This window comes from Polynucleobacter necessarius (assembly GCF_900096765.1).
Taxonomy (GTDB): Bacteria; Pseudomonadota; Gammaproteobacteria; order Burkholderiales; family Burkholderiaceae; genus Polynucleobacter; species Polynucleobacter necessarius_F.
Genome location: NZ_LT615228.1, coordinates 55,405 through 76,909 on the forward strand (window position 1 = coordinate 55,405; position 21,505 = coordinate 76,909).

Consider the following 21,505-nt stretch of genomic DNA (forward strand, 5'->3'; position numbering starts at 1 on the left):
TGGTTCGGATAATGCTCCCGTAGATAAAACTTTGCTCTGTAGTATGCTCTGCAGCATATGGAAAAACCGATCTCGCTTGAAAAGATTTTATTTAGCCAAGGCTTTGGCACCCGTCGTTATTGCAGCGATTTGGTATATGCCGACCTCGTGAAGGTCAATGGTGAGCTTGCTCAGGATCCAGAAGAGCGGATTACCACTGATGGCTTAATCCTCAATGTTGATGGTAAAGATTGGGAGTATCACGAGAAGGCTTATATCGTTTTTAATAAGCCAGTCAACTACGAGTGTTCTCATAAAACCACACACCATCCCAGTGTCTATAGTTTGTTGCCTGCCCCATTTGTAGAGCGAGGCTTGCAGTGTGTAGGGCGACTAGACTATGACACCACTGGATTACTCTTAATTTCAGATGATGGTCAATTTATTCATAAAATGACCACCCCGAAAAAAAATATTGGCAAGGTCTATGAGATCACCACGCCAGATCCGATTACTACATCACAAATAGATCACTTATTAAATGGAGTGGTATTGGACGATGATCCCAAGCCTTGTTTTGCAAGTGCCTGTAAACAACTTTCTGAAAACGTGTTGGCGATGACTATCGTCGAGGGGCGTTATCACCAAGTCAAACGTATGATGGCCGCAGTTGGTAACCATGTTGCCAAGCTACACCGCACCCAAATTGGTACTTATCATATGCCATCAGATTTAGCAGAAGGCCAATGGCGCTGGTTATATGCTGACGATCTCAAGCAGCTTTCGCAAAGTGTCGATACACTAAGCGGCAAATGAGTCCCACACTGTTACCAGCTAATTTTGATTATCAAGGAGCTATACCCTTATGGCAGCTCCATGCCAGCGGTAAGAAGATTACACGCGAACTGACCTTTCAGAATTTTGAAAAAGCTTTTGCATTCATGATGCTAGTTGCACAGCGCGCCGAGGAAATGGACCATCACCCGGATTGGTCTAATTCATGGAATTGGGTGAAGATTGAGCTTTCAACCCACTCTGCAGGTGGGCTTACAGGGCTCGATATAGATTTAGCGCTGGCAATTGATCAGATCGCCAGTCAAGTGCAATCAGCCAAAGCTTAATAACTCAATAGTACTTTAGTGCTCTTCGCCTTCATGATCGTCTTCGTTGAGGCTCATTAAGATAGTTGCTAGCAGTCCATAGACAACTTCAGTGGAGATCATGCCATCTTCATCTAGGTCATCAATGAGGTCATTGAGACGATCCTCGGTTGGCTCGTTGAGCAAGCTCATGGCACATTCGCACCCATAGTCAAAATCTTCGTCGTTTTGGGTTTGATCTTCGTTTGTCATAGATTTCCTTAATTGAGTGCTTAGAATAGCAAATTACGCTTAAAACTGATAGTAATAAATGGGGAAGCTTATACCCTGGGCAAGTCTGATTTTGAGTAAGTGATGTGCATCTGCAAAAAGCCTGGAATGATTTATAGTCATCTAAAAATACAACAGAGGAGACAGTATGCAACTAAATATCAACGGTCAAATCCATCAGATTGACGTAGAACCCAATATGCCCTTGTTGTAGGCTATCCGGGAAGTCATTGGTCTTACTGGGACGAAATATGGTTGTGGCGTCGCCCAGTGTGGTGCCTGTACTGTGTATATGAATGGTGAGCCAGTTCGCTCTTGTTCTATTCCAGTTTCTGCTGTAGGCGCTGCCAAAATTACCACTATCGAATCTCTCTCTAAAGATAACTCTCATCCGGTACAACAAGCTTGGATTGCTCTAGATGTTCCTCAGTGTGGTTACTGCCAATCCGGTCAGGTGATGGCCGCTGCTGCTTTGCTTAAAAGAAATCCCAAGCCAACCGATGTGGATATTGATAATGCGATGTCCAATATTTGTCGTTGCGGCTCTTATCAAAAAATCCGGGACGGTATTCATGTTGCCTCTGGCCAGAAAAAATTAGCAGAAGTGTTGGCGCAATACCAAGCTTCTCCTGCAACTCGTGGTTAAGGAGAGGACGATGACATTAGAAAATCAATCACGTCGCGAATTTATTATCAAAGGCACCTTAGTCGGTGGTGGCTTGATCTTAGGAGTTGGCGCTTTGCCTGAATTTGCTCTAGCACAAGCTGGTGCTCAGTATGATCCGAATGCTCCCACCAAAATGGGTGAAGCAGAAGTGAATGCTTGGGTCAGTATTAAGCCAGATGACACAGTGTATGTCCGAATTGCTCGCTCAGAAATGGGCCAGGGCACTCGCACCGGTTTAGCTCAGCTAGTCACTGAAGAGTTGGAATGTAATTGGAAAAAGGTAAAAACTCAGTCAGCAACACCAGGCCAGAGTTTGGCGCGTAAGCGTGTTTGGGGTGAGCATGGTACTGGTGGTAGTCGTGGTATTCGTATTTCTGAGGGCTATGTTCGTCGTGGTGCAGCTGCTGCTCGCATCATGTTGCTTCAAGCCGCTGCCAATCAATGGAATGTACCTGTCAGCGAACTATCGGTATATAAAGGTGTCATTACCCATGTGCCAACGGGGCGCAAAACCACCTATGGAAAAGTAGCTGAGCTCGCATCTACCTTAACGCCGCCCGATCCGAAGTCTATCACTCTCAGAGACCCGCGCCAGTGGAAAGTAGCTGGTCAGCCGTATGCCCGTCTAGATACGGCTAATAAAGTCAACGGGAGCAAGGTTTACGGTATCGATTTACAGATGCCAGGCATGCTCTGCGCCTCGGTGAAGTCATGCCCTGTTTTCGGGGGTAAGTTAGTGAGCTATGACCAGGCTAAGATTGCGAAGATGCGTGGGGTCAAGGGAGTTGTCAAAATCAACGACAGCACGCTCGCGGTAGTGGCAGATACTTGGTGGCGCGCTAATACCGCCTTAAATGCATTGCCAATTGTTTGGGATGAGGGTAAGGCTGCAAATGTTTCACAAGACGACATACATCAGATGTTACGCGCCGGCTTGGATGAGAAAGGCGACTTTTGGCAGCGCAAGATTGGCGATGCCCCAGAAGTGATTAAGAGCTCATCGAAAAAGTTGGAAGCTACTTACTACACTCCCTATCGTGCGCACGTCAATATGGAGCCAATGAACGCCACCGTCAAAATTAGTGCGAACGGTGATCGTGCTGAAGCCTGGGTGCCGACTCAAAATGGTGAGGGCTCTCTAGCGGCACTCTCGGAAGCAACTGGAATCGATATCAACAAATGTGAAGTCTATAAGTTGGATTCTGGAACTGGCCTAGGTCGACGTGGGTCTACTCAAGACTTTACGACCTATGCTGCTAAGGTTGCAAAAGAATTTCCGGGTGTTCCAGTGAAAGTCATTTGGAGTCGTGAGGAGGATTTAACCCACGACTACTATCATCCGATTGCAATGGCCAAAATGACAGCAGGCTTGGATGCCAACGGTAATGTGACTGGAATGCATATCAAGGTATCAGGTCAATCTATTAATGCGACACTTGCTCCATCTGCAATTAAAGATGACAAGGACGAATGTCAACTTCAAGGCTTTTATGAAAATGGCCCTGATGCGCAATTGGGGTACACCTTCCCGACATTGCTCACTGAATATGTCATGAAAAATACTCATGTACCCGTTGGTCCATGGCGTGGTGTGAATACGAACCAAAATGGCATCTTTATGGAATGCTTTATGGATGAGTGCGCCAAAGCGGCTGGTAAAGACCCAGTGAAGTTTAGGCAGGCTGTAATGCAAAATCATCCTAAGCATTTGGGGGTTCTCAATGCTGTAGCTCAAAAAGCCAATTGGGATAGGCCGCTGCCTGCAGGAACCTATAGGGGTGTTGCGCAGTTTATGGGTTACGCTAGTTACTCGGCTTGCGTTGCTGAAGTTGCTGTAGAGGGCAATGTTGTTCACATCAAACGCTTGGTATTTGCATTAAATTCTGGGCATGTGGTGAATCCCTATTTGACCCGTGAGCAAATCGAGGGCTCAGTAGCCATGGCTTTAAGCGCCATCTTTAACCCTGAGATCACGGTTGAAAATGGCCGCATTAAGCAACAGAACCTTGACTCATACCCAATCATCAAATTGGCTTCAACCCCAAATATTGAGACAGTCTTGGTGCCTAGCTATGATTTTTGGGGTGGAGTAGGTGAGCCAACGATTTGCGTCGTGGGTCCTGCAGTGGCTAATGCTATCTCCGCTGCAATAGGTAGGCCTGTGCGCAACTTTCCACTCTCTAAAGAAGGTTTGAGTTTGGCGTAAGGCATCGTTTTCATCGTCATTTTTCTTCCCCCTTCTTTCTTTTTTATAAACAACTCTACTGAACATGCAAGAAGACTTGTAGATTGAGTAGGGTCGTTTAACATGTGTGAATGAAGCATCACAAGAGCGCACTCTTTCTAATCTCCTTATTGCCTGCAGTGCGTTTGCTCTGGCTTGCTTATTACGACGATCTAGGTGCCAATCCAATTGAGTTTATGACACGGTCGACGGGCACCTGGGCGTTAGTTTTCTTGTGCATCACGCTAGCAATGACGCCATTACGAGTCATCACGGGTTCATCATCTTGGATTTTGATGCGTCGCATGTTTGGACTCTTTTGCTTTTTTATGCCAGCATCCATTTTCTGATTTGGTTTTATTTAGATCAGGGTTTGGATATACAGGTAATGTTGCATGATGTGATCAAGCGCCCCTTTATCACGATGGGTTTTATCACTTTGCTTTTATTGTTACCACTGGCGCTGACATCTAATCGTTATTCGATTCGTTTGCTTGGAAAACGTTGGACTGTTTTGCATCGATTGGTTTATGTCATTACCTTTACGGCAGTCATTCATTACTGGTGGCACAAGGCAGGTAAGAATGATTTACAGACAGTGTTGATTTATGCAGGCGTGATTGCTGTGTTGCTCGTATCCCGCATTTCTTGGGTCAAAAGCTGTATTGGGCGCCGTCAGTCCTAGACCGAATCAAGTATGAATCTTGCTCGACAATTACGCTTTGTGTCTCTATCCAAAGGAGCGCAAAGTTCAAAGGTCGTCACTCGACTCTCATTATTTGAATGCTTCCGTGGGCGAGTAAGAGGCAGAGGCGATTGAAAATGAGTCGGTTGAGCCCTATGAGCCGATTCCTGCAGCGATCCAGTTTTAATAATGCGGATTATTCCGAAAAGATCAGCTCTGGAATGGAATCTAGATTTAATAGTTGGTGGGCAGTTTGTGGTGTTGCGTTGAGCCATGATTCAAAAAGCTCTAGCTTGAGGGGAACCACAGTACGCTTTTCATCTTCGGGCTTATGACAGCGTTTCATCACGGGATGCTGATCGGCATTAATGGTAAGCATCGAAAAAGAGACGATCAGCTCACCAGTCTCTGGTTCAGTCCAGGTATCCCAGATTGATGCAATCGCCATAGGCTCCCGATTAGCCAGTGTAATTTTGGTTCGAACTGCTTTTCCAGACTCGTAAGAGGGCTCATAAAAAGCATCTGCCAAAGCGAGTGCGTAGTGACGTTGAGACCAAGCATGTTTATAGGATGGTTTTTGATTAACAGTTTCCGCTCTAGCGTTATAGGTTTTTCTACCAAAGTCTTCATCCTGCGCCCAGGATGGAATCAGACCAAACCTAGCCAATCCAATCGCGGTTCGTTGGGTATTATGGCTTTTAAGAACAATCGGGCCGGGATAGGTAGGAAATACATCGTGCGCTCTAGTGATCGGTAAATCGAGATCAAAGTGGGTTTTGACCCAATCGATATTGACTGTAGATAGGTATTGAACGCACATGCGCTGATTTTACAGTTGATGACTTGTTTGAGCTGTGCGCCTTGGGCTCCTGTTACTATTAGGCCTATATTTTAGAAAGACCTTACTTATGAAACTATTCATTTCTAGTATTAAAACTATCGTAAGCCAGTTGATTGTCGCGAGCATTTTTAGTTTTGCAATCTGCGTTAGCGCAGATGCGCAACAAAGTGGTTTGCCAATTAATGCGGCCGCGTCAGTAAACGGAACCATCATAACTAATGATATGGTTGAGCAGGGAATCAAGATGGCGATCGCCCAAGGTCAAAAAGACTCTCCTGAATTGCGTAAAGCAGTGTTACAAAAATATATTGAAGTTTTACTGTTATCTCAACAGGCAGAAAAAGATGGTTTAGTGAATTCTGAAAAAGCAAATACCCAGTTGATGATGATTCGTCAAAATTACTTAGCCGACTTGGAGTTATCCAATTTCTTGGCAAAGAATCCGATCACCGATGCAGATATCCAAGCTGAATACAATCGAGAAATTGCTTCCTTGGGTCCGCAGGGAATGATTAATGAGTACAAGATTAGCGATATTGCTGTGGCCTCTGAGGCTGACGCTCAGGCGGCTCTCAATCGGATCAAGAAGGGCGAGGCTTTTGATAAGGTTGCCAAAAGTGTTTCCTTGGCGCCTAATCGAGCGCAGGGTGGCGCATCTGGATGGGTTCAGCCAGGACAGTTGCCTCCGCCAATTTCCGCTGTTTTGGTAAATCTTTCTAAGGGGCAAGCATCTACGGCTCCGATTCAAGTGCAGCAGGGGTGGTACTTGATTAAATTAGAAGATAAAAGAGCTTCTAAACCACCCACTTTAGATCAGGCTAAGCCAGCTATTCGTGCGGGATTAACTCAAAAGAAGCAATATGAGTTCATTTCTGAAATGGCCAAGAATGCAACGATTGTGCTTCAGTAAGTTGACGCAATGTAGGATGGTAATAAAGAAGGACTCTACGGAGTCCTTTTATTTTCAGTAAATTGCTATTGCAGTTCTATATTCGCTCCAAAGTCACAAAATTAAATGTGATATCCCCCTCGGACCCTGGGGTGCGCTCAAGCTCTTTCCAGGCAAGCGCGTTCGGTACTTCAAAAAACGTGTCACCATCCTCAATATTTAGATCAATTTCAGTGATGTAGAGCCGATCTGCCTTATCAAAAGCTTGCTTGAACAGTTGCTCGCCACCAATGACAAAAACGCGCGGGAAGTCACCCAAATTCTTCAATGCCTCATCAAGAGAGCCAACTAGCTCGCCACCAGTCGCTTGATAGTTGGTATTCCGGCTAACCACAATATTTCGGCGTCCTGGTAGCGGTCTGCCAATCGATTCCCAGGTTTTGCGACCCATGATGACTGGGTGACCCATAGTGACGCGCTTAAAGAATTGCAAATCAGCAGAAATCTTCCAGGGCATTTGGTTGTCGCGCCCAATAACATGGTTACGTGAGCGCGCAACAATCATGGAGATGGCGGGTTGTGTCATATCAGTTTTCTTAAACAGCTACTGGAGCTTTAATGTGCGGGTGAGATTCATAACCCACAATCTCAAAATCTTCGAGTTCATAATCAAAGATAGAGTCAGGTTTGCGCAAAATATTGAGTTTTGGGAGTGGAAAGAATTCTCTTGAAAGTTGGAGATTCACTTGTTCTAAGTGATTGCTATATAAATGGCAATCACCACCAGTCCAGACAAAGTCACCTACTTCTAGATTGCACTGCTGAGCCATCATGTGCGTTAGCAAGGCATAGCTAGCAATATTAAATGGGACGCCTAGGAAGATATCGGCACTGCGCTGATAGAGTTGGCAAGAAAGCTTGCCATCGGCCACATAAAACTGAAAGAAGGCATGACATGGTGCTAAAGCCATTCTAGGGATGTCTGCTACGTTCCAGGCGGAAACAATGATGCGACGTGAATCTGGATTCTTTTTGATGGTCTCTACCACTTCGGAAATTTGATCGATGTGTTGATCGTTGGGTGCTGGCCAGGAGCGCCATTGGTAGCCATAAATTGGACCCAAATCACCATCGGGTGCTGCCCATTCGTTCCAAATGGAGACGCCACGTTCTTTGAGCCAGTTGTTATTGGTGCTACCTTTGAGAAACCACAGTAATTCATAGATGATGGATTTCAGGTGCAACTTCTTGGTGGTCACCATCGGGAAGCCATCGGCCAAATTAAAGCGCATTTGATGACCAAATATGGAAATCGTGCCGGTACCTGTCCTGTCAGATTTTTTGACGCCCTTGGCGAGGACTTCTTTCATGAGGTCGTGATATTGACGCATAGAATTTGGCTAAATTAGTAGTGATTAAACAGATTAAGGGTAGCTTACTCGAATCCTGGGGACTTCACTCCAAGTGCCTGATGAAGCTTGGGGGAGGTGGTGGTGTACTGCAGCTGTACGGGCTTTTCTGGGTTCAGATACTCTGCTGCAGCAAAGGCAGCTAAGGCTGCCTCATGAAAACCTGACAGGATGAGTTTCTTTTTTCCTGGATAAGCGTTGATATCGCCTACAGCATAAATTCCAGGAATGCTTGTCTGAAATTTTTCGGTATCTACTAAGACTTGTTTGCGCTCAATGGCTAATCCCCAGTCGGCAATCGGACCCAATTTAGGGGAGAGTCCAAAGAAGATTAAAAGATCGTCAACTGGAAGTATTTGGGTATTGCCGTCAATATCGGTGACGGTAATTTCTCTAAGGTGATCATCTTGCTGTGCGAAGCCAGTAATTTGACCAATGAGTAATTGAATTTTTCCAGCAGCACAAAGTTCACGCATGTTGGTAATGGACTGTGGCGCCGCTTTAAAGTCATCGCGTCGATGAATTAAGGTAACGCTAGCTGCTTTATCTGCAAAATGTAGGGCCCAATCTAATGCAGAGTCGCCACCACCACAGACCACAATCTTCTTGTTGAAAAATTGCTCTGGATGTTTGACGTAATAAAAAACATGCCTGCCGACCAAATCTTCAATGCCGTCGACATTTAAGAGTCGGGGCTGAAAGGCACCAACGCCTGCGGCAATAAACACGGTCCTGGCCAGGAATTGTTCTGCTTGCGATGTCTCTATGAAAAAGCAACCATTCTCTTGCTTCTCTAGGCGAATGACTTCCCGTCCTAAATAAAATTGTGGTTTGAATGGCTCAATTTGCTTTAGTAAATTATTAATCAATTCGCGGCCAGAGCAAACCGGAATTGCTGGTATGTCATAGATGGGTTTATCGGGATAGAGCTCGATGCATTGACCGCCGACTTCAGGCAAAGAGTCAATGATGTGTGCTTTGATATCTAAAAGACCAAGCTCAAATACTTGGAAGAGGCCCACAGGGCCGGCGCCAATAATGACTGCGTCAGCAAGTGTGGGCGATTGCAAATCAATTCTCGTGTAAGTGGGGATTACTTCACTAACTGATCGAGTTTGTTTTTAACATCTTTCCACTCTTCAGCATCTGGAAGGGCGGCCTTGGATTTAGTGATCGATGTCCAGTTAGGCGATAGTTCAGCGTTGAGCTTGATAAATGCCTGTTGATCGCCAGGCACGTCATCTTCGGCGTAAATTGCATTGACCGGACACTCAGGAACACAAACTGCGCAGTCGATGCACTCGTCTGGATCAATGACTAGGAAATTAGGGCCTTCGCGGAAGCAATCTACTGGACAAACATCAACACAGTCAGTGTATTTGCAGCGGATACAGGATTCGGTAACAACGTAAGTCATAGTGATTAATCTAAAGAACCTCAAGAGGAGGCTGCTAAGCTAAGGGCTGCTAAGCTAAGTTATAAAACTTTAATTTTAGCTGAAATGGCCCGATTTACTTGAGGTAAAGTTCTACCTATGAATACACCTATAAACACGCAAACTATCGGTAAAAAGCCCAAAATCCTCGTGGCTAGAGCCATATTTCCAGAGGCATTGGCTAAGCTAGAGGAATCTTTTGAGGTTCGCTCAAATCAGGCAGACGTCATTTTGAGTCCAGAAGAGCTGCAACAAGCCCTGTCCGAGGTCTTGGGGGCCTTGGTTGCCGGTAGCGAACGAATTGATGCCAACGCTCTGGCACGCGCGAAAGATTTGAAGATTGTGGCCAATATTTCAGTGGGCTACAACAATTTTGATGTACCTGCTATTACTGCAGCTGGGGTGATGGCGACCAATACTCCTGATGTTCTAACCGATACCACTGCGGATTTTGGTTTTGCTTTACTGATGGCTACTGCAAGAAGAATTACCGAATCTGAGCATTGGATCAGAAATGGTCTTTGGGATAAGTGGTCAATCGTGAATAATCCATTGGGGATGGATTTGCACCATAGCACTGTTGGCATTATTGGTATGGGTCGCATTGGTCAGGGCATTGCAAAGCGTGCTCTTGGGTTTGGTATGAAAGTGCTTTATCACAATCGTAGTCGTCTATCAGAGGTGGATGAAAAAGCGTGTGGTGCAACTTTCGTCTCTAAAGAAGATTTGTTGCGTACTGCTGATCACGTGGTGCTGGTATTGCCTTATAGTGCCCAAAGTCATCATACGATTGGCGCAAGAGAAATTGCGATGATGAAACCCACAGCAACCCTCGTCAACATTGCACGCGGGGGCATTGTGGATGATGTTGCCTTAGCGCAGGCATTAAAAGATAAGAAGATTTTTGCTGCTGGTCTGGATGTATTTGAGGGTGAGCCATTGGTGCATCCAGAGCTTCTCAAACTGAGTAACGTAGTGCTAGCGCCGCATATTGCGAGTGCAACCGAAAAAACGCGTAGGGCAATGGTTGATCTTGCCATTGATAATTTGCGCGCTGCACTTGCTGGCAAAAAACCACCTAGCCTGATTAATGCGGATGTAATTAAAGGATAGCGCTACCTTCAATAGCGCTGCCTACATTGGGCAGAAAATTAAAAAGCCGAGGAACTCTCGGCTTTGTCATCCAATGAATGCGGGAATGAAATTATTCGGCTTCAATTTCTTCTGGAAGTTCACGCAAGGCAAGTTCGATTCCACCAAATTTTCCTGCAACCCAGTTATATACCTTGCAGGCTACCCACAATAAACCAAAGCCTAGCAAAGCATTGAGAATCAATGCTGACAGTACTGTGAAACCAGGAATTGCGCCATCACGAATAAAGGCTACAAAGAGAGCTAGTAAGACGATGGGAACTGAGAAGCAAAGATAAACTAAAACAAGGGTCTTAGCGGTATGAGTTGGATCGAGGAAGGCGAGTTCTTTTTTAGTAAGTTTCATGATCATGCAATCTTAAAGCAGTCCTTCAAAAAGCGCTATATCTACCCAGTCTCCAGCGGCAATATTCCCTTGATCGTGACCTAAAATTACAAAGCAATTTGCTTGGCTCATAGAGCGCAAAATTCCGGCACCTTGGCTACCAGTAAGTCTGACTGTCGGTTTGCCATCGGCGGCACGCCCCAAAATGGCGCGTTGAAATTCGGTGCGGCCGGGTTTCTTGCGAATTGCTGTTTCAGAGATGGCTTGAGTTAATGGGGGTTCGGTTTGGGTGGCGCCACCTAATTGCAATAGGGCGCTGCGGACAAATTGATAAAAAGTCACCATCACTGCTACAGGGTTTCCGGGCAATCCGAAGAATAGTGTTTTACGAGGATTAGATTGATCTGGTATGGGCTTGAGTATTCCAAAGGCCATTGGACGACCCGGTCGCATGGCAATTTTCCAAAAGCCCACATCTCCTAACTCTTGCAAGATTTGTTTGGTGAAATCAGCTTCACCAACCGAGACCCCGCCGGAGGAAATCAAGACATCTGCTTTTGCAGCGGCATTGATAAAAGCCTCTTTGAGAGAGTTAGGGTCATCTCGCACGATGCCGCAATCAATGATCTCTACATTAAGGCGATTCAGTAAACCAATAAGACTGTAGCGGTTGCTGTCATAGATGCTGCCGGGATCCAAAGCTTGATTGAGTGAGCGCAGTTCATCACCCGATGACAGAATGGCTACTTTAAGTTTGCGATGCACTTGCAGAGAAGCAATGCCAAGTGAAGCAGCTAAACCTAAATCAGAAGGGCGCAATACTCGACCTGCCACAATTGCGGGTTGATCTTTTTGAAGATCTTCGCCGCGTAGTCGGCGATTTTCTCCCGCCTTGAGTTGGGATCGTGTAAAGGTGATGGATTGATTGTTGCTACTGCTCGTAAACTCTTGAGGAATCACAGTGTCGCAGCCCTTGGGCATCAGCGCGCCGGTCATGATCTTAAGGCATTGAGCCTGACTGATGGATCCCTCATAAGGCTTTCCTGCTAAAGCAGTGCCGGCAATGGATAGAGTGATTTCTGAATTGTTTGTGTTTAGGCAAGTTCCATCAAAAGCGTAGCCATCCATGGCGGAGTTATCGGCAGCAGGAACATCAATCGGAGAGAGTAAATCTTGCGCGAGGATACGATTGAGGGCTTGATCTAAAGTAACAGTTTCAATGAAGTTTGAATCTTGAGTTGAGCCACCTTCTTGAAGTAGCTCTCTTACTAAATTGCGAATGGCTGCCCGAGCTTCATCGACATGCAATGATGAGCTAAGCAAGAGAGGATTATTTGGTGAATGCTTCATGACGAGATTTCTTCTAAAGCTCTTAGTTCTTCTGGGGTGTTAACATTTGCAAAGGCCTTTTCATCATCAAAAATGACTGTGCCGCTTTGAATCTCTTTAAACCAGCGATCAATTTTGAGATCGCCTTTTTTAAGAAATTCTGATAGTGATTCCTTGAGGTTTGCGCGCATCAGACAAAAAACGGGTTGCGCCCAAACCCTGCCATCAGATTCTTTGCTAGAGGCATATACCATCTGCAATTGCTTTTGCTCGAGCTCTTCGGTGAGCCTGAATGCCAAGTCAGCAGGTAGCAAAGGGGTGTCGCAAGGCGCTGTTAATAGATAAGGTGTGCGGCAGTTCTTCAGTCCCATCAGAAATCCTGCCAGTGGTCCTGAAAAATCAGGCGTCTCATCCATGCATACTGGATAACCATAGCCTGCATAACGGGTAATGCTGCGATTAGCGTTAATGATGATCGGACCAACTTGAGGCTTGAGTCGATCGATTGCAGATTCAATGAGGGGTTTTTGATGAAATGGAATCAGGCCCTTATCAATTCCTCCCATTCGCTGAGCGCGACCTCCAGCCAGAATCAATCCAGTAATGTCTTTGCTTGAAATCATTAGCCGCCTATGTAAGACATTTCAACTTTGCGGTTATTGGATGCCAGATTAGTGGTCTGTGATCCCCGAATTTCAGAGTAATGATCATCGCGCTGTGACCAAGTATGCATGACGGCATTGGCAATTTCTAAATCACTTCTACCAGAACGCAACAAGGTTTTGAAATCAAATCCCTCGTTAGCAAATAGGCACAGATACATTTGACCATCGGTCGAAATTCGGGCGCGTGTACATTCATGGCAAAAGGTTTGGGTTACGCTAGAGATCACGCCAATTTCACCGGAGCCATCAACATAGCGCCAGCGTTGAGCTACTTCACCTGGATAATTCGCTTCAATGGCTTGCAGTGGAAACTGCTCATGAATTTTGGCAATGACTTCTCTTGAGGGGAGCACTTGGGTCATGCCCCAGCCATTGGAGCTACCTACGTCCATAAATTCAATGAAGCGCAAGATAATGCCGCTGCCTTTAAAGTGTTTGGCCATTGCAACAATCTCATGGTCGTTCGTTCCTTTTTTAACGACCATATTGACTTTGATATTTTCAAAGCCGGCTTCTTGCGCTGCTGCAATACCATCTAAGACATCTGCGACCGGAAAATCGACATCATTCATCTTGCGAAAGATGGTGTCATCTAATCCATCAAGACTCACAGTCAGCCTCTGAAGGCCGGCGGCTTTTAGTGCCGCAGCCTTCTTGCGCAAGATGCTGCCATTAGTTGTCAGGGTCAAATCTAAGGCATTGCCTGCAGGAGTACGAATTGCGGCAAGCATCTCAATTAAGATCTCCAAATTTTTTCGCAACAATGGCTCGCCACCAGTCAGGCGAATTTTTTCAACACCCAAAGTCGAGAAGATGGAAGTTAAGCGGGTAATTTCTTCGAAGCTCAATAATTCTTGGTGAGCGAGGTATGGATAGTGTTGATCAAAAACTTCTTTGGGCATGCAGTAGGTGCAGCGAAAGTTGCAACGATCAGTTACAGAAATCCTGAGGTCGCGCAAAGTTCTTCCGCGTGCATCTTGAGTGCGATCATGGGGGGCAAGCAATTGCTCGCCAATAGATGGACTCCGGCCTTTGCCTTCATCAACGCGGATTGGAATGACTTTGGATATTGGACTTTGGATATTGCGGGGATTGCTTTTTCAACCATATGACAATTATGGCCGTGAAACGGGGTTTCTGCCGAACCGCCCAATATCCTTTTGGGATAGAAGGCGGTCTGGAGAAAAAGCTGCGAGGCTTAAACCGTTTTTTCTTGGCCGCCGGTTTCTACTAAAACCATTGGGCCCTCAGGCAGGGTTGCTGCCGGCTTAGGTACTCTACCTAAGTTCAAGGTAACTGGCTCAGCCTGAATTTGATTTTGTGCTTCTGCGTGCTTGGATGCATCGGTAGCTACCCAGATCATACCTGCTGACTGCACAACTTGATGCAAAGGTGTTTCTTCAAGCGCCTGGAAGGCAACTTTAGGAAGCTCTGGGGCAGGCTTAGTAATCACTTCAACTGTTGTCGCAGTAGCTACGACTGTTGTTACTGGCGCTGCTGCAGGAGTCACAGTTTGCGCAGGGCGATTCGATTGACGTGGTGGACGAGTAGACCTTTCACTGCGCTCTGGTTTTTGTGCTTGAGGTTTTGCATTGCCAAAACTATTCACAATATTTTGAATCGGCATCGTTGCAGATGCACCAGCCATACCAACTGGCGGGCCTGAGAACTGGCTTGTTGCTGAAGCGCTTGAAGCAACTGCAGTTGTATCACCATTTTCAGTACGCTCACCACGCTCTCGTTGACCGCGGCCACGACTTCGGCGATTACGGTTGCGACCGCGACGCTCTTCGCCATCCGCGCTGGTAGTTGCTTCTTCGCCTGGAGTAGCTTCAGTGGCTGGCGTGACGGCAGCTGGATTAGCTTGACGCTCAGGTTTTGGACCGTTCTGGTTGTTTTGATTGCGGTTGCCGTTACGGTTGTTGTTATTACGGTTATTGCCGCTGCGGTTATTGCTCTCAGTTGGAGCACCTTCGGTTGCATTGGCTGCTGGGCGCTCAGCACGATCACCATTGCGCTCGCCACGACGATTACGGCCACGGTTGCGATCGCCGCCATTACCATTACGACCTTGATTGCGGCCACGGTGATTGCTTGGCGCTGGTTTCTCTTCAACTGCTGGAGTAGAGGAGAAGAGTTTTTTGATAAAGCCAAAGAAGCCGCCAGAGCTTTCAGTGGTTCCCTTCTCGGTACGCGCAGGACGTGGCTGGCTCATTGGTGCAGGTTGAGTAGGGGTGATTCCCTTAACAGCAGCTTCAGGACGTGCTTTGAAATCGGCATCCTTTTTGCTTACTGTAGTGTCTGTCTCGAGCTCACGTGCAGCCTCTTCCGCCATTACGTAACTTGCTTTCTGATCATCAAGACGTGGGTCGTCATGACGCAAACGCTCTAACTTGTAATGGGGTGTTTCCAGGTGCTTATTTGGAACCATCAAGACATTTACTTTGAAGCGTGTTTCGATCTTGATTACCTCAGCACGTTTTTCATTTAAGAGGAAAGCAGCCACTTCAACTGGAACCTGAGTATGAATCGCAGCAGTATCCTCTTTCATTGCCTCTTCTTGAATGATACGAAGAACTTGCAATGCAGACGATTCAGTATCGCGAATGTGGCCGGTTCCATTACAACGTGGGCAGGTTACGTGGCTACCTTCGGATAGTGCAGGACGCAAACGCTGGCGTGACATTTCCATCAAGCCAAATTTGGAGATCTTACCCATCTGAACCCGAGCGCGGTCATGACGCAAAGCATCGCGTAAGCGATTTTCTACATCCTTCTGTGCTTTGCTCGATTCCATATCAATGAAGTCGATCACGATCAGGCCGCCCAAGTCGCGTAAACGCGCTTGACGCGCGATTTCATCGGCAGCTTCTAAGTTAGTGCGTGTAGCAGTTTCTTCAATATCAGAGCCACGGGTAGCACGTGCTGAGTTGACGTCAACCGAAACCAAAGCTTCGGTGTGGTCAATTACGATAGCGCCGCCGGATGGCAATGGCACAGTACGTGAATAGGCCGTTTCAATTTGATGCTCAATTTGAAAACGAGAGAACAAAGGCACATCATCTTGATAGCGTTTTACTCGTGGCAAATTGTCAGGCATCACCACGGACATAAAAGCGGCAGCTTGTTCGTAGATATCATCGGTATCGATGAGGATCTCACCAATATCAGGCTGGAAGTAATCGCGGATTGCGCGGATCACTAAGCTTGATTCGAGGTAAATCAATAATGGTGCTGAATTGCCTTTGGCGGCTTCATCAATTGCTTTCCATAATTGCAGGAGGTAACTTAAGTCCCATTGCAATTCGGTAGCATCACGGCCAATACCAGCGGTACGAGCAATGATGCTCATGCCATCAGGTACTTCTAATTGAGACATGGCTTCACGCAATTCTTGGCGATCTTCGCCTTCGATCCGGCGAGAAACACCACCACCACGGGGATTATTTGGCATCAATACCAAATAGCGACCTGCCAGAGAGATAAAAGAGGTGAGGGCGGCGCCCTTTTGGCCGCGCTCTTCTTTTTCTACCTGAACAATGATTTCTTGACCTTCGCGCAGGGCATCCTTAATGGAGGCATTGCGAACGTCGGTGCCTTCTTTGAAATATGCTCTAGCAACTTCTTTAAATGGGAGGAAGCCATGACGCTCTTCTCCGTAGTTAACAAAGCAGGCCTCTAATGAGGGTTCAATGCGGGTAATAACACCTTTGTAGATATTGCCTTTGCGTTGATCACGGCCGGCAGCTTCGATATCGATATCAATAAGTTTTTGACCATCAACGATGGCAACTCGCAACTCTTCCTGTTGAGTTGCATTAAACAACATGCGTTTCATAACACTCTCCTATGGGGGAGGATGTCGTTGCGCGCTGCGTTAGTGAGTCAGTTTGATGCCACCAAGGACGGTACCTGGGCGGTTTATGGGTGTGGATCATGCAAATCTAGGCACTTTTTGCCTAGTTCACCAACTTAACGTTTGGTTAATTCGGTGCCACACTTGGCGATCGCCGCAGAGACCTCCTTTTGGTCATCAATGGCCTGATCTCAGGCTGGGTCCGGCCAATAAATCGGCTAGATCGTTGATTGTACGGCACAAGTTGAATGACAATGGGGTATTGTTGAGTCCCTTGTCGTCCTAAACCAGGGCGATAAGGGAGATAAATCATGAAATCTGATCCAGTATCCAAGCCCAAAGAAGCCGAAACGCGCTCTCGTCCCCCAGCCGCCGTCCACTTGCAGACTATTGGGCCGGAAGAGGCTGGACAGCGTTTGGATAACTATTTGCTGCGCTGGGCCAAGGGTGTGCCCAAAAGTCATGTTTACCGCATTATTCGCTCGGGTGAGGTTCGGGTAAATAAGAAGCGGGCAGAGCCAACTACCCGTCTGATTGAGGGTGACGTTGTTCGCGTTCCACCTGTTCGCATCGCAGAACCTGCTCAAATGGCGGCCGTTAACACGGCTCAAACTAAATCTCGTGCCAGGGGCTACTCCGACAAGATGCCGATTCTGTTTGAGGATGAGGCTTTATTAATTGTGGATAAGCCAGCTGGTTTGGCGGTTCATGGGGGCTCAGGAATTGCCTTAGGTGTAATCGAGACTTTGCGCATTACTCGTCCAGAACTCAAATTCTTGGAACTAGTGCATCGACTTGACCGAGATACTTCGGGAGTATTGCTGTTGGCGAAAAAGCGTAGTGCCTTAGTGGAGTTACATCGTCAGATTCGAGAGGGCCAAACAGATAAGCGTTACTACTTATTGGCTTACGGCGAAATTAAGCAAGGCGCCCAAGTGATGCAGCTTAAATATCCTTTGCATAAATATTTGCTGGCTAATGGCGAACGCCGTGTGCGAGTCGATCCCGAAGGTTTGCCAAGTCATACCGCTTTGCGAGTAACAAAGACTATGCAACGCGAGGATGTTGCTATTACCCTGGCTGAAGCTCAGCTAAAGACTGGGCGCACCCACCAAATTCGAGTTCATCTGCAAAAATTAGGCCACGCCATTTTGGGTGATGGTAAGTATGGATTTGAAGATCTCGACAAATTAGTTAAATCCAAGAGGCTGTATTTACATGCGCACTTAGCAGGATTTACCCATCCCCGAACTGGTGAAAAGTTGCGGATTGAATCGCCACTGCCGCCAGAGTTTGTGCTGATGATGAAAAACTTTGAATCTACCGAAGCTCAATGAATAGAAAAAATAAATCAGATCGCCGTTACGACCTGATCGTCTGGGATTGGGATGGAACTATTATGGATTCCACCCCAACCATTGTTGATTGCATTCAGCAAGCTTGTCGCGATCTGGGTTTTAAAGAGCCTGATGACACCCTGGCGAGCTCTGTGATTGGTTTGGGCATTCAGGATTCATTGCGTCGAGCTGTGCCATGGATTGAGCCCATCCATTTCCAAAAGTTGACCGATCGTTTTCGATATCACTATCTTGCCAAGGATCATGAGCTTGATTTATTTGTCGGCATCCGTGAGCTCTTAGAAAAATTACGTGCAGAACAATATTTATTAGGGGTTGCAACCGGAAAGTCGCGGGTGGGATTGAATCGCTCCTTAAATCATCACCAGATTGGGCATCTCTTTCATGAGACGAAAACTGCCGACGAATCGTTTTCAAAGCCTCATCCTGGAATGCTCTTAGAGCTCTCGGATGCGTTGCAAGTGCCGACTCGTCGAATGCTGATGATTGGCGATACCACTCATGATTTGGATATGGCATCCAATGCTGGGGTAGATGCTGTAGCCGTCACCTATGGTGCACATCCACCTGATACATTAAAGACTGCAAAGTCTTTGGCGCATGTCGATGATGTGGCACAGCTCTCTAAATGGCTGCATGAAAATTTGTAACGTGATTGGTAGTACTAGAGAATACTGAGGAATCTAGATGGAAAATAATTCACCCCCAAATTGGGAAAGACAGGCACTTGAGCATCTACTCTTAGAGAATCTGAAAGAGACTCGCAAAGCACGGCGCTGGAGAGCGTTTTTTAGGGTACCGACTTTATTGCTTGTCATCGCGATTGCTCTGACAGTTTTTGATTTTCATCTTCCGGGTCGCGGCATGGGCGTGGAAAAACATACGGCGATGGTCACTTTGGAGGGTGAGATCTCTTCAAGCTCTCTGGCCAATGCCATGGACATCAACTCATCTTTACTGGCAGCGTTTGAGAATGAACATAGTGCTGGCGTTGTTTTGCGGATCAACAGCCCAGGGGGCTCTCCGGTTCAAGCTGGCATGATTAATGATGAGATTCATCGTTTGCGCAAGCTGTACCCTAAAAAACCCTTCTATGTCGTGGTTGAAGATATTTGCGCTTCAGGTGGCTACTACGTTGCAGTGGCAGCCGATCAGATTTTGGTTGATAAAGCCAGCTTAGTTGGCTCAATTGGTGTGATCATGGAGGGCTTTGGTTTCACGGGCTTGATGGACAAATTGGGTGTGACACGTCGCATGATTACAGCTGGCTCCAACAAAGGTATGCTTGACCCGTTTAGCAAGGAAGAGCCTAAGCAAGTCGAAATGGTGAAAACCATGATCGATGAAATTCATCAGCAATTTATTGCTGTAGTAAAAGAGGGTCGAGGCTCACGCTTGAAAGATACCCCAGATCTTTTTTCAGGACGCATTTGGAATGGCGAGCAGGCAGTCAAGCTGGGTCTAGTAGATGGTTATGGCACAGTCGATTCTGTTGCGCGCGATATCTTTAAGGCGCCAGATGTGCTGGACTACACCTTGAAAGAAAATTTTGCAGAGCGTGTGGCTAAACGTTTTGGCGCTGAGGCTGGTGCAGCAGCAGGCAAAGCTTTGGTGAAAGCACCTGATTTGAAGTAACAATCTCTACGCTTGAGATTTACTCAGCTTAGGCCAATAGTAGAAATACTGTTGGCCTATTTTGTAATGAAGCACATGCTGCTTCATTGGGGTAGCGCTTGCGCCAATGTTCAATCGGCATTGTGGTAATCATTTCTGATGGCAGGCTTAAATCTACGCCAATACAGAGCAGGGTTTGTGGCGCTAAAGAGATCATGCATGCCGTCAGCATGGCTACATTGCGATAGGGTGTCTCGATCCAAATTTGAGTCTGTTGGAGTTTTCGAGATTCCACTTCAAGTTGTTTGAGCTTGGTACTACGCTCATGGGTGTCCTGCGGCAGGTAGCCCTGAAATGCAAAGCGCTGACCATTGAGACCGCTTGCCATGAGCCCCAAGAGAATTGAGCTTGGGCCAACCAATGGCTTTACTTGCGCACCCAGTTTGTGAGCCGCGAGCACTAACTCAGCACCCGGATCAGCCACGCCGGGAACGCCCGCTTCAGACATCAGACCCATGTCATGGCCGGCTAGCAATGGCTTGAGTAAATCAGCAGGTTTTACCGAGTCGCCATACTTAGCATTACGGGCTGCACCTCGCCATTCACTCATTTGCATTTCTTGAATGGTGCATGTTAGAGGTAAAACACTATCAATTGCTTTTAAAAAAGCGCGCGCTGTCTTGGCATCCTCAACAATCCAATGCTTGAGTTTTGCAGTGCAGTTAATAGTTTCACTAGGGAGTACCCAAGGCAGTTGTTCTGCACGTGCGTCATCACCTAATGTATTGGGGGCTAAATAGAGTGTGCCAAGTTTTGCCATGAATTATTTCTTCTGTGGAATTGCAAATCCTGCATCACGCAATAAACCTGTCAATGCAATGAGTGGTAGGCCAATGAGTGCGGTTGGGTCATCGCTTTGGATGGACTCTAGTAGGCTGATGCCCAGGCCTTCAGACTTGGCGCTGCCTGCGCAATCGTATGGCTCCTCAGCGTGCAAATAGTTTTCTAATACTTCATCGGAAAGTTTGCGAAAGCTCACTTCGGTTGGCACGCTAATTGTTGTGAACGTGTCCTCTTTCATGAGGCAAAGTGCAGTATGAAAAGTGACGGTTTGGCCACGCATGAGTTGGAGTTGTGCCAACGCTCTCTCAAAGTTCCCAGGCTTTCCAATGGCAGCGCCACAAAGGTCAGCTACTTGATCAGAACCAATGACCCAGGCATTGGGATATTGTTTTGCCACTGCAGCCGCTTTTGCTTGAGCAAGTCGAAGCGTCAAATCCAGAGAGCTCTCTCCTGTTTGTGGCGTCTCATCTACCTGAGGAGAAACGACTTCAAATGGAATACGCAAGCGCTCCAACAGTTCGCGACGATAGACTGAGGTCGACCCTAGAATGAGCGGAGGATTCGAGAATGTTTGTATTGACGCTTTATTAGAAATACTCATTGCTGCTAACTTTCGAAGATGTCTTGATTTAGACTAATGTTATGAATCGTAATCAAGTTTTACCTCAAGTTCAGTTATCTTCAGAACCCAGTGCGCTCAGGCGGGTCGATTTTTGTGCTCCACAATCCTATCAGGGTGCTGGTTTTTTAAACGTTTCAGACCTGCCCAGGGTGACGGAAGAGGCATCAAGCGTGGTCGCCGGAGATGGTTTTCATTGGGAGGTCAAGACCCATTTTGAGGAGTCTTTAGGTAGTGATTCCCAT

23 protein-coding genes are annotated in these 21,505 nt (G+C 46.7%); 10 read left to right on the plus strand and 13 right to left on the minus strand.

Annotated features, from left to right (window positions below; all coding sequences use genetic code 11):
- The first annotated feature begins 57 nt into the window (after positions 1 to 57).
- Complete coding sequence (locus tag DXE33_RS00325) at positions 58 to 795, plus strand: pseudouridine synthase (RefSeq protein ID WP_114638147.1); 738 nt, start codon at positions 58 to 60, stop codon at positions 793 to 795.
- The gene (locus tag DXE33_RS00330) at positions 792 to 1,100 is read left to right on the plus strand and encodes a 4a-hydroxytetrahydrobiopterin dehydratase (RefSeq protein WP_114638148.1); all 309 of its coding nucleotides are present in this window, start codon (positions 792 to 794) and stop codon (positions 1,098 to 1,100) included. The genes DXE33_RS00325 and DXE33_RS00330 overlap by 4 nt, the downstream gene beginning before the upstream one ends.
- A gap of 15 nt (positions 1,101 to 1,115) precedes the next feature.
- Here DXE33_RS00330 and DXE33_RS00335 read toward each other — a convergent pair whose 3' ends face one another.
- Positions 1,116 to 1,331 carry a hypothetical protein gene (locus DXE33_RS00335; protein WP_114638149.1) on the minus strand — a complete coding sequence of 72 codons (216 nt, stop codon included), beginning with the start codon at positions 1,329 to 1,331 and terminating at the stop codon, positions 1,116 to 1,118.
- Positions 1,332 to 1,641: 310 nt separating this feature from the next.
- Here DXE33_RS00335 and DXE33_RS00340 point away from each other — a divergent pair, with 310 nt between their 5' ends.
- The 3 genes from DXE33_RS00340 (at position 1,642) to DXE33_RS00350 (ending at position 4,925) form a co-directional block, all read left to right on the plus strand.
- Positions 1,642 to 1,995 (plus strand): (2Fe-2S)-binding protein, encoded by a 354-nt coding sequence (locus DXE33_RS00340; protein ID WP_331851779.1) that lies wholly within the window; start codon positions 1,642 to 1,644, stop codon positions 1,993 to 1,995.
- Positions 1,996 to 2,005: 10 nt separating this feature from the next.
- Positions 2,006 to 4,222 (plus strand): xanthine dehydrogenase family protein molybdopterin-binding subunit, encoded by a 2,217-nt coding sequence (locus DXE33_RS00345; RefSeq protein ID WP_114638150.1) that lies wholly within the window; start codon positions 2,006 to 2,008, stop codon positions 4,220 to 4,222.
- A gap of 253 nt (positions 4,223 to 4,475) precedes the next feature.
- Positions 4,476 to 4,925, plus strand: a complete 450-nt coding sequence (locus DXE33_RS00350) for a ferric reductase-like transmembrane domain-containing protein (RefSeq protein WP_331851780.1) — start codon at positions 4,476 to 4,478, stop codon at positions 4,923 to 4,925.
- Positions 4,926 to 5,121: 196 nt separating this feature from the next.
- On the opposite strand, the gene DXE33_RS00355 is transcribed toward DXE33_RS00350, so the two are convergent.
- Positions 5,122 to 5,745 (minus strand): SOS response-associated peptidase, encoded by a 624-nt coding sequence (locus DXE33_RS00355; protein ID WP_114638151.1) that lies wholly within the window; start codon positions 5,743 to 5,745, stop codon positions 5,122 to 5,124.
- A gap of 88 nt (positions 5,746 to 5,833) precedes the next feature.
- Here DXE33_RS00355 and DXE33_RS00360 point away from each other — a divergent pair, with 88 nt between their 5' ends.
- Positions 5,834 to 6,676 carry a peptidylprolyl isomerase gene (locus DXE33_RS00360; RefSeq protein ID WP_114638152.1) on the plus strand — a complete coding sequence of 281 codons (843 nt, stop codon included), beginning with the start codon at positions 5,834 to 5,836 and terminating at the stop codon, positions 6,674 to 6,676.
- Between the two features lie 76 nt (positions 6,677 to 6,752).
- Here DXE33_RS00360 and DXE33_RS00365 read toward each other — a convergent pair whose 3' ends face one another.
- From DXE33_RS00365 to fdxA, 4 genes are read right to left on the minus strand one after another with little or no spacing between them, the layout of a single operon-like run.
- Entirely contained in the window at positions 6,753 to 7,241 is a 489-nt protein-coding gene (locus tag DXE33_RS00365; RefSeq protein WP_114638153.1) for a dihydrofolate reductase, read from the minus strand.
- 10 nt (positions 7,242 to 7,251) lie between these two features.
- Positions 7,252 to 8,046: a thymidylate synthase gene (locus tag DXE33_RS00370; protein WP_114638154.1), complete on the minus strand. Its 795-nt coding sequence runs from the start codon at positions 8,044 to 8,046 to the stop codon at positions 7,252 to 7,254.
- Positions 8,047 to 8,090: 44 nt separating this feature from the next.
- A complete protein-coding gene (locus DXE33_RS00375; protein ID WP_231970272.1) occupies positions 8,091 to 9,134 on the minus strand; it encodes an NAD(P)/FAD-dependent oxidoreductase in 1,044 nt (347 codons plus the stop codon).
- A gap of 23 nt (positions 9,135 to 9,157) precedes the next feature.
- Entirely contained in the window at positions 9,158 to 9,481 is a 324-nt protein-coding gene (gene fdxA, locus DXE33_RS00380; RefSeq protein ID WP_114638156.1) for a ferredoxin FdxA, read from the minus strand.
- A 117-nt stretch (positions 9,482 to 9,598) separates the two neighbouring features.
- On the opposite strand from fdxA, the gene DXE33_RS00385 reads away from it, so the two are divergent.
- Positions 9,599 to 10,612, plus strand: a complete 1,014-nt coding sequence (locus DXE33_RS00385; RefSeq protein WP_114638157.1) for a 2-hydroxyacid dehydrogenase — start codon at positions 9,599 to 9,601, stop codon at positions 10,610 to 10,612.
- A 91-nt stretch (positions 10,613 to 10,703) separates the two neighbouring features.
- On the opposite strand, the gene DXE33_RS00390 is transcribed toward DXE33_RS00385, so the two are convergent.
- The 5 genes from DXE33_RS00390 to DXE33_RS00410 form a co-directional block, all read right to left on the minus strand.
- On the minus strand, positions 10,704 to 10,997 hold the full coding sequence (locus DXE33_RS00390; RefSeq protein WP_114639669.1) for a hypothetical protein: 294 nt from the start codon (positions 10,995 to 10,997) through the stop codon (positions 10,704 to 10,706).
- A gap of 12 nt (positions 10,998 to 11,009) precedes the next feature.
- On the minus strand, positions 11,010 to 12,326 hold the full coding sequence (gene moeA / locus DXE33_RS00395; protein WP_114638158.1) for a molybdopterin molybdotransferase MoeA: 1,317 nt from the start codon (positions 12,324 to 12,326) through the stop codon (positions 11,010 to 11,012).
- Positions 12,323 to 12,928 carry a molybdenum cofactor guanylyltransferase MobA gene (gene mobA, locus DXE33_RS00400; RefSeq protein ID WP_114638159.1) on the minus strand — a complete coding sequence of 202 codons (606 nt, stop codon included), beginning with the start codon at positions 12,926 to 12,928 and terminating at the stop codon, positions 12,323 to 12,325. Before mobA ends, moeA begins: the two co-directional genes overlap by 4 nt.
- Positions 12,928 to 14,052 carry a GTP 3',8-cyclase MoaA gene (gene moaA, locus DXE33_RS00405; protein ID WP_408634190.1) on the minus strand — a complete coding sequence of 375 codons (1,125 nt, stop codon included), beginning with the start codon at positions 14,050 to 14,052 and terminating at the stop codon, positions 12,928 to 12,930. Before moaA ends, mobA begins: the two co-directional genes overlap by 1 nt.
- 116 nt (positions 14,053 to 14,168) lie before the next feature.
- Positions 14,169 to 16,808 carry an Rne/Rng family ribonuclease gene (locus tag DXE33_RS00410; protein ID WP_114638161.1) on the minus strand — a complete coding sequence of 880 codons (2,640 nt, stop codon included), beginning with the start codon at positions 16,806 to 16,808 and terminating at the stop codon, positions 14,169 to 14,171.
- Positions 16,809 to 17,137: 329 nt separating this feature from the next.
- On the opposite strand from DXE33_RS00410, the gene DXE33_RS00415 reads away from it, so the two are divergent.
- From DXE33_RS00415 to sppA, 3 genes are read left to right on the plus strand one after another with little or no spacing between them, the layout of a single operon-like run.
- Positions 17,138 to 18,163: an RluA family pseudouridine synthase gene (locus tag DXE33_RS00415; RefSeq protein WP_114638162.1), complete on the plus strand. Its 1,026-nt coding sequence runs from the start codon at positions 17,138 to 17,140 to the stop codon at positions 18,161 to 18,163.
- Positions 18,160 to 18,834 carry an HAD-IA family hydrolase gene (locus tag DXE33_RS00420; protein WP_114638163.1) on the plus strand — a complete coding sequence of 225 codons (675 nt, stop codon included), beginning with the start codon at positions 18,160 to 18,162 and terminating at the stop codon, positions 18,832 to 18,834. Before DXE33_RS00415 ends, DXE33_RS00420 begins: the two co-directional genes overlap by 4 nt.
- Before the next feature lie 37 nt (positions 18,835 to 18,871).
- Entirely contained in the window at positions 18,872 to 19,819 is a 948-nt protein-coding gene (gene sppA, locus DXE33_RS00425) for a signal peptide peptidase SppA (RefSeq protein WP_114638164.1), read from the plus strand.
- 28 nt (positions 19,820 to 19,847) lie between these two features.
- Here the strand turns inward: sppA and DXE33_RS00430 are convergent, their stop codons facing one another.
- Both DXE33_RS00430 and DXE33_RS00435 read right to left on the minus strand, forming a co-directional pair.
- Positions 19,848 to 20,618 carry an SAM-dependent methyltransferase gene (locus DXE33_RS00430; protein ID WP_114638165.1) on the minus strand — a complete coding sequence of 257 codons (771 nt, stop codon included), beginning with the start codon at positions 20,616 to 20,618 and terminating at the stop codon, positions 19,848 to 19,850.
- Positions 20,619 to 20,621: 3 nt separating this feature from the next.
- A complete protein-coding gene (locus DXE33_RS00435; protein WP_114638166.1) occupies positions 20,622 to 21,242 on the minus strand; it encodes a Maf family nucleotide pyrophosphatase in 621 nt (206 codons plus the stop codon).
- Positions 21,243 to 21,505: the final 263 nt, after the last annotated feature.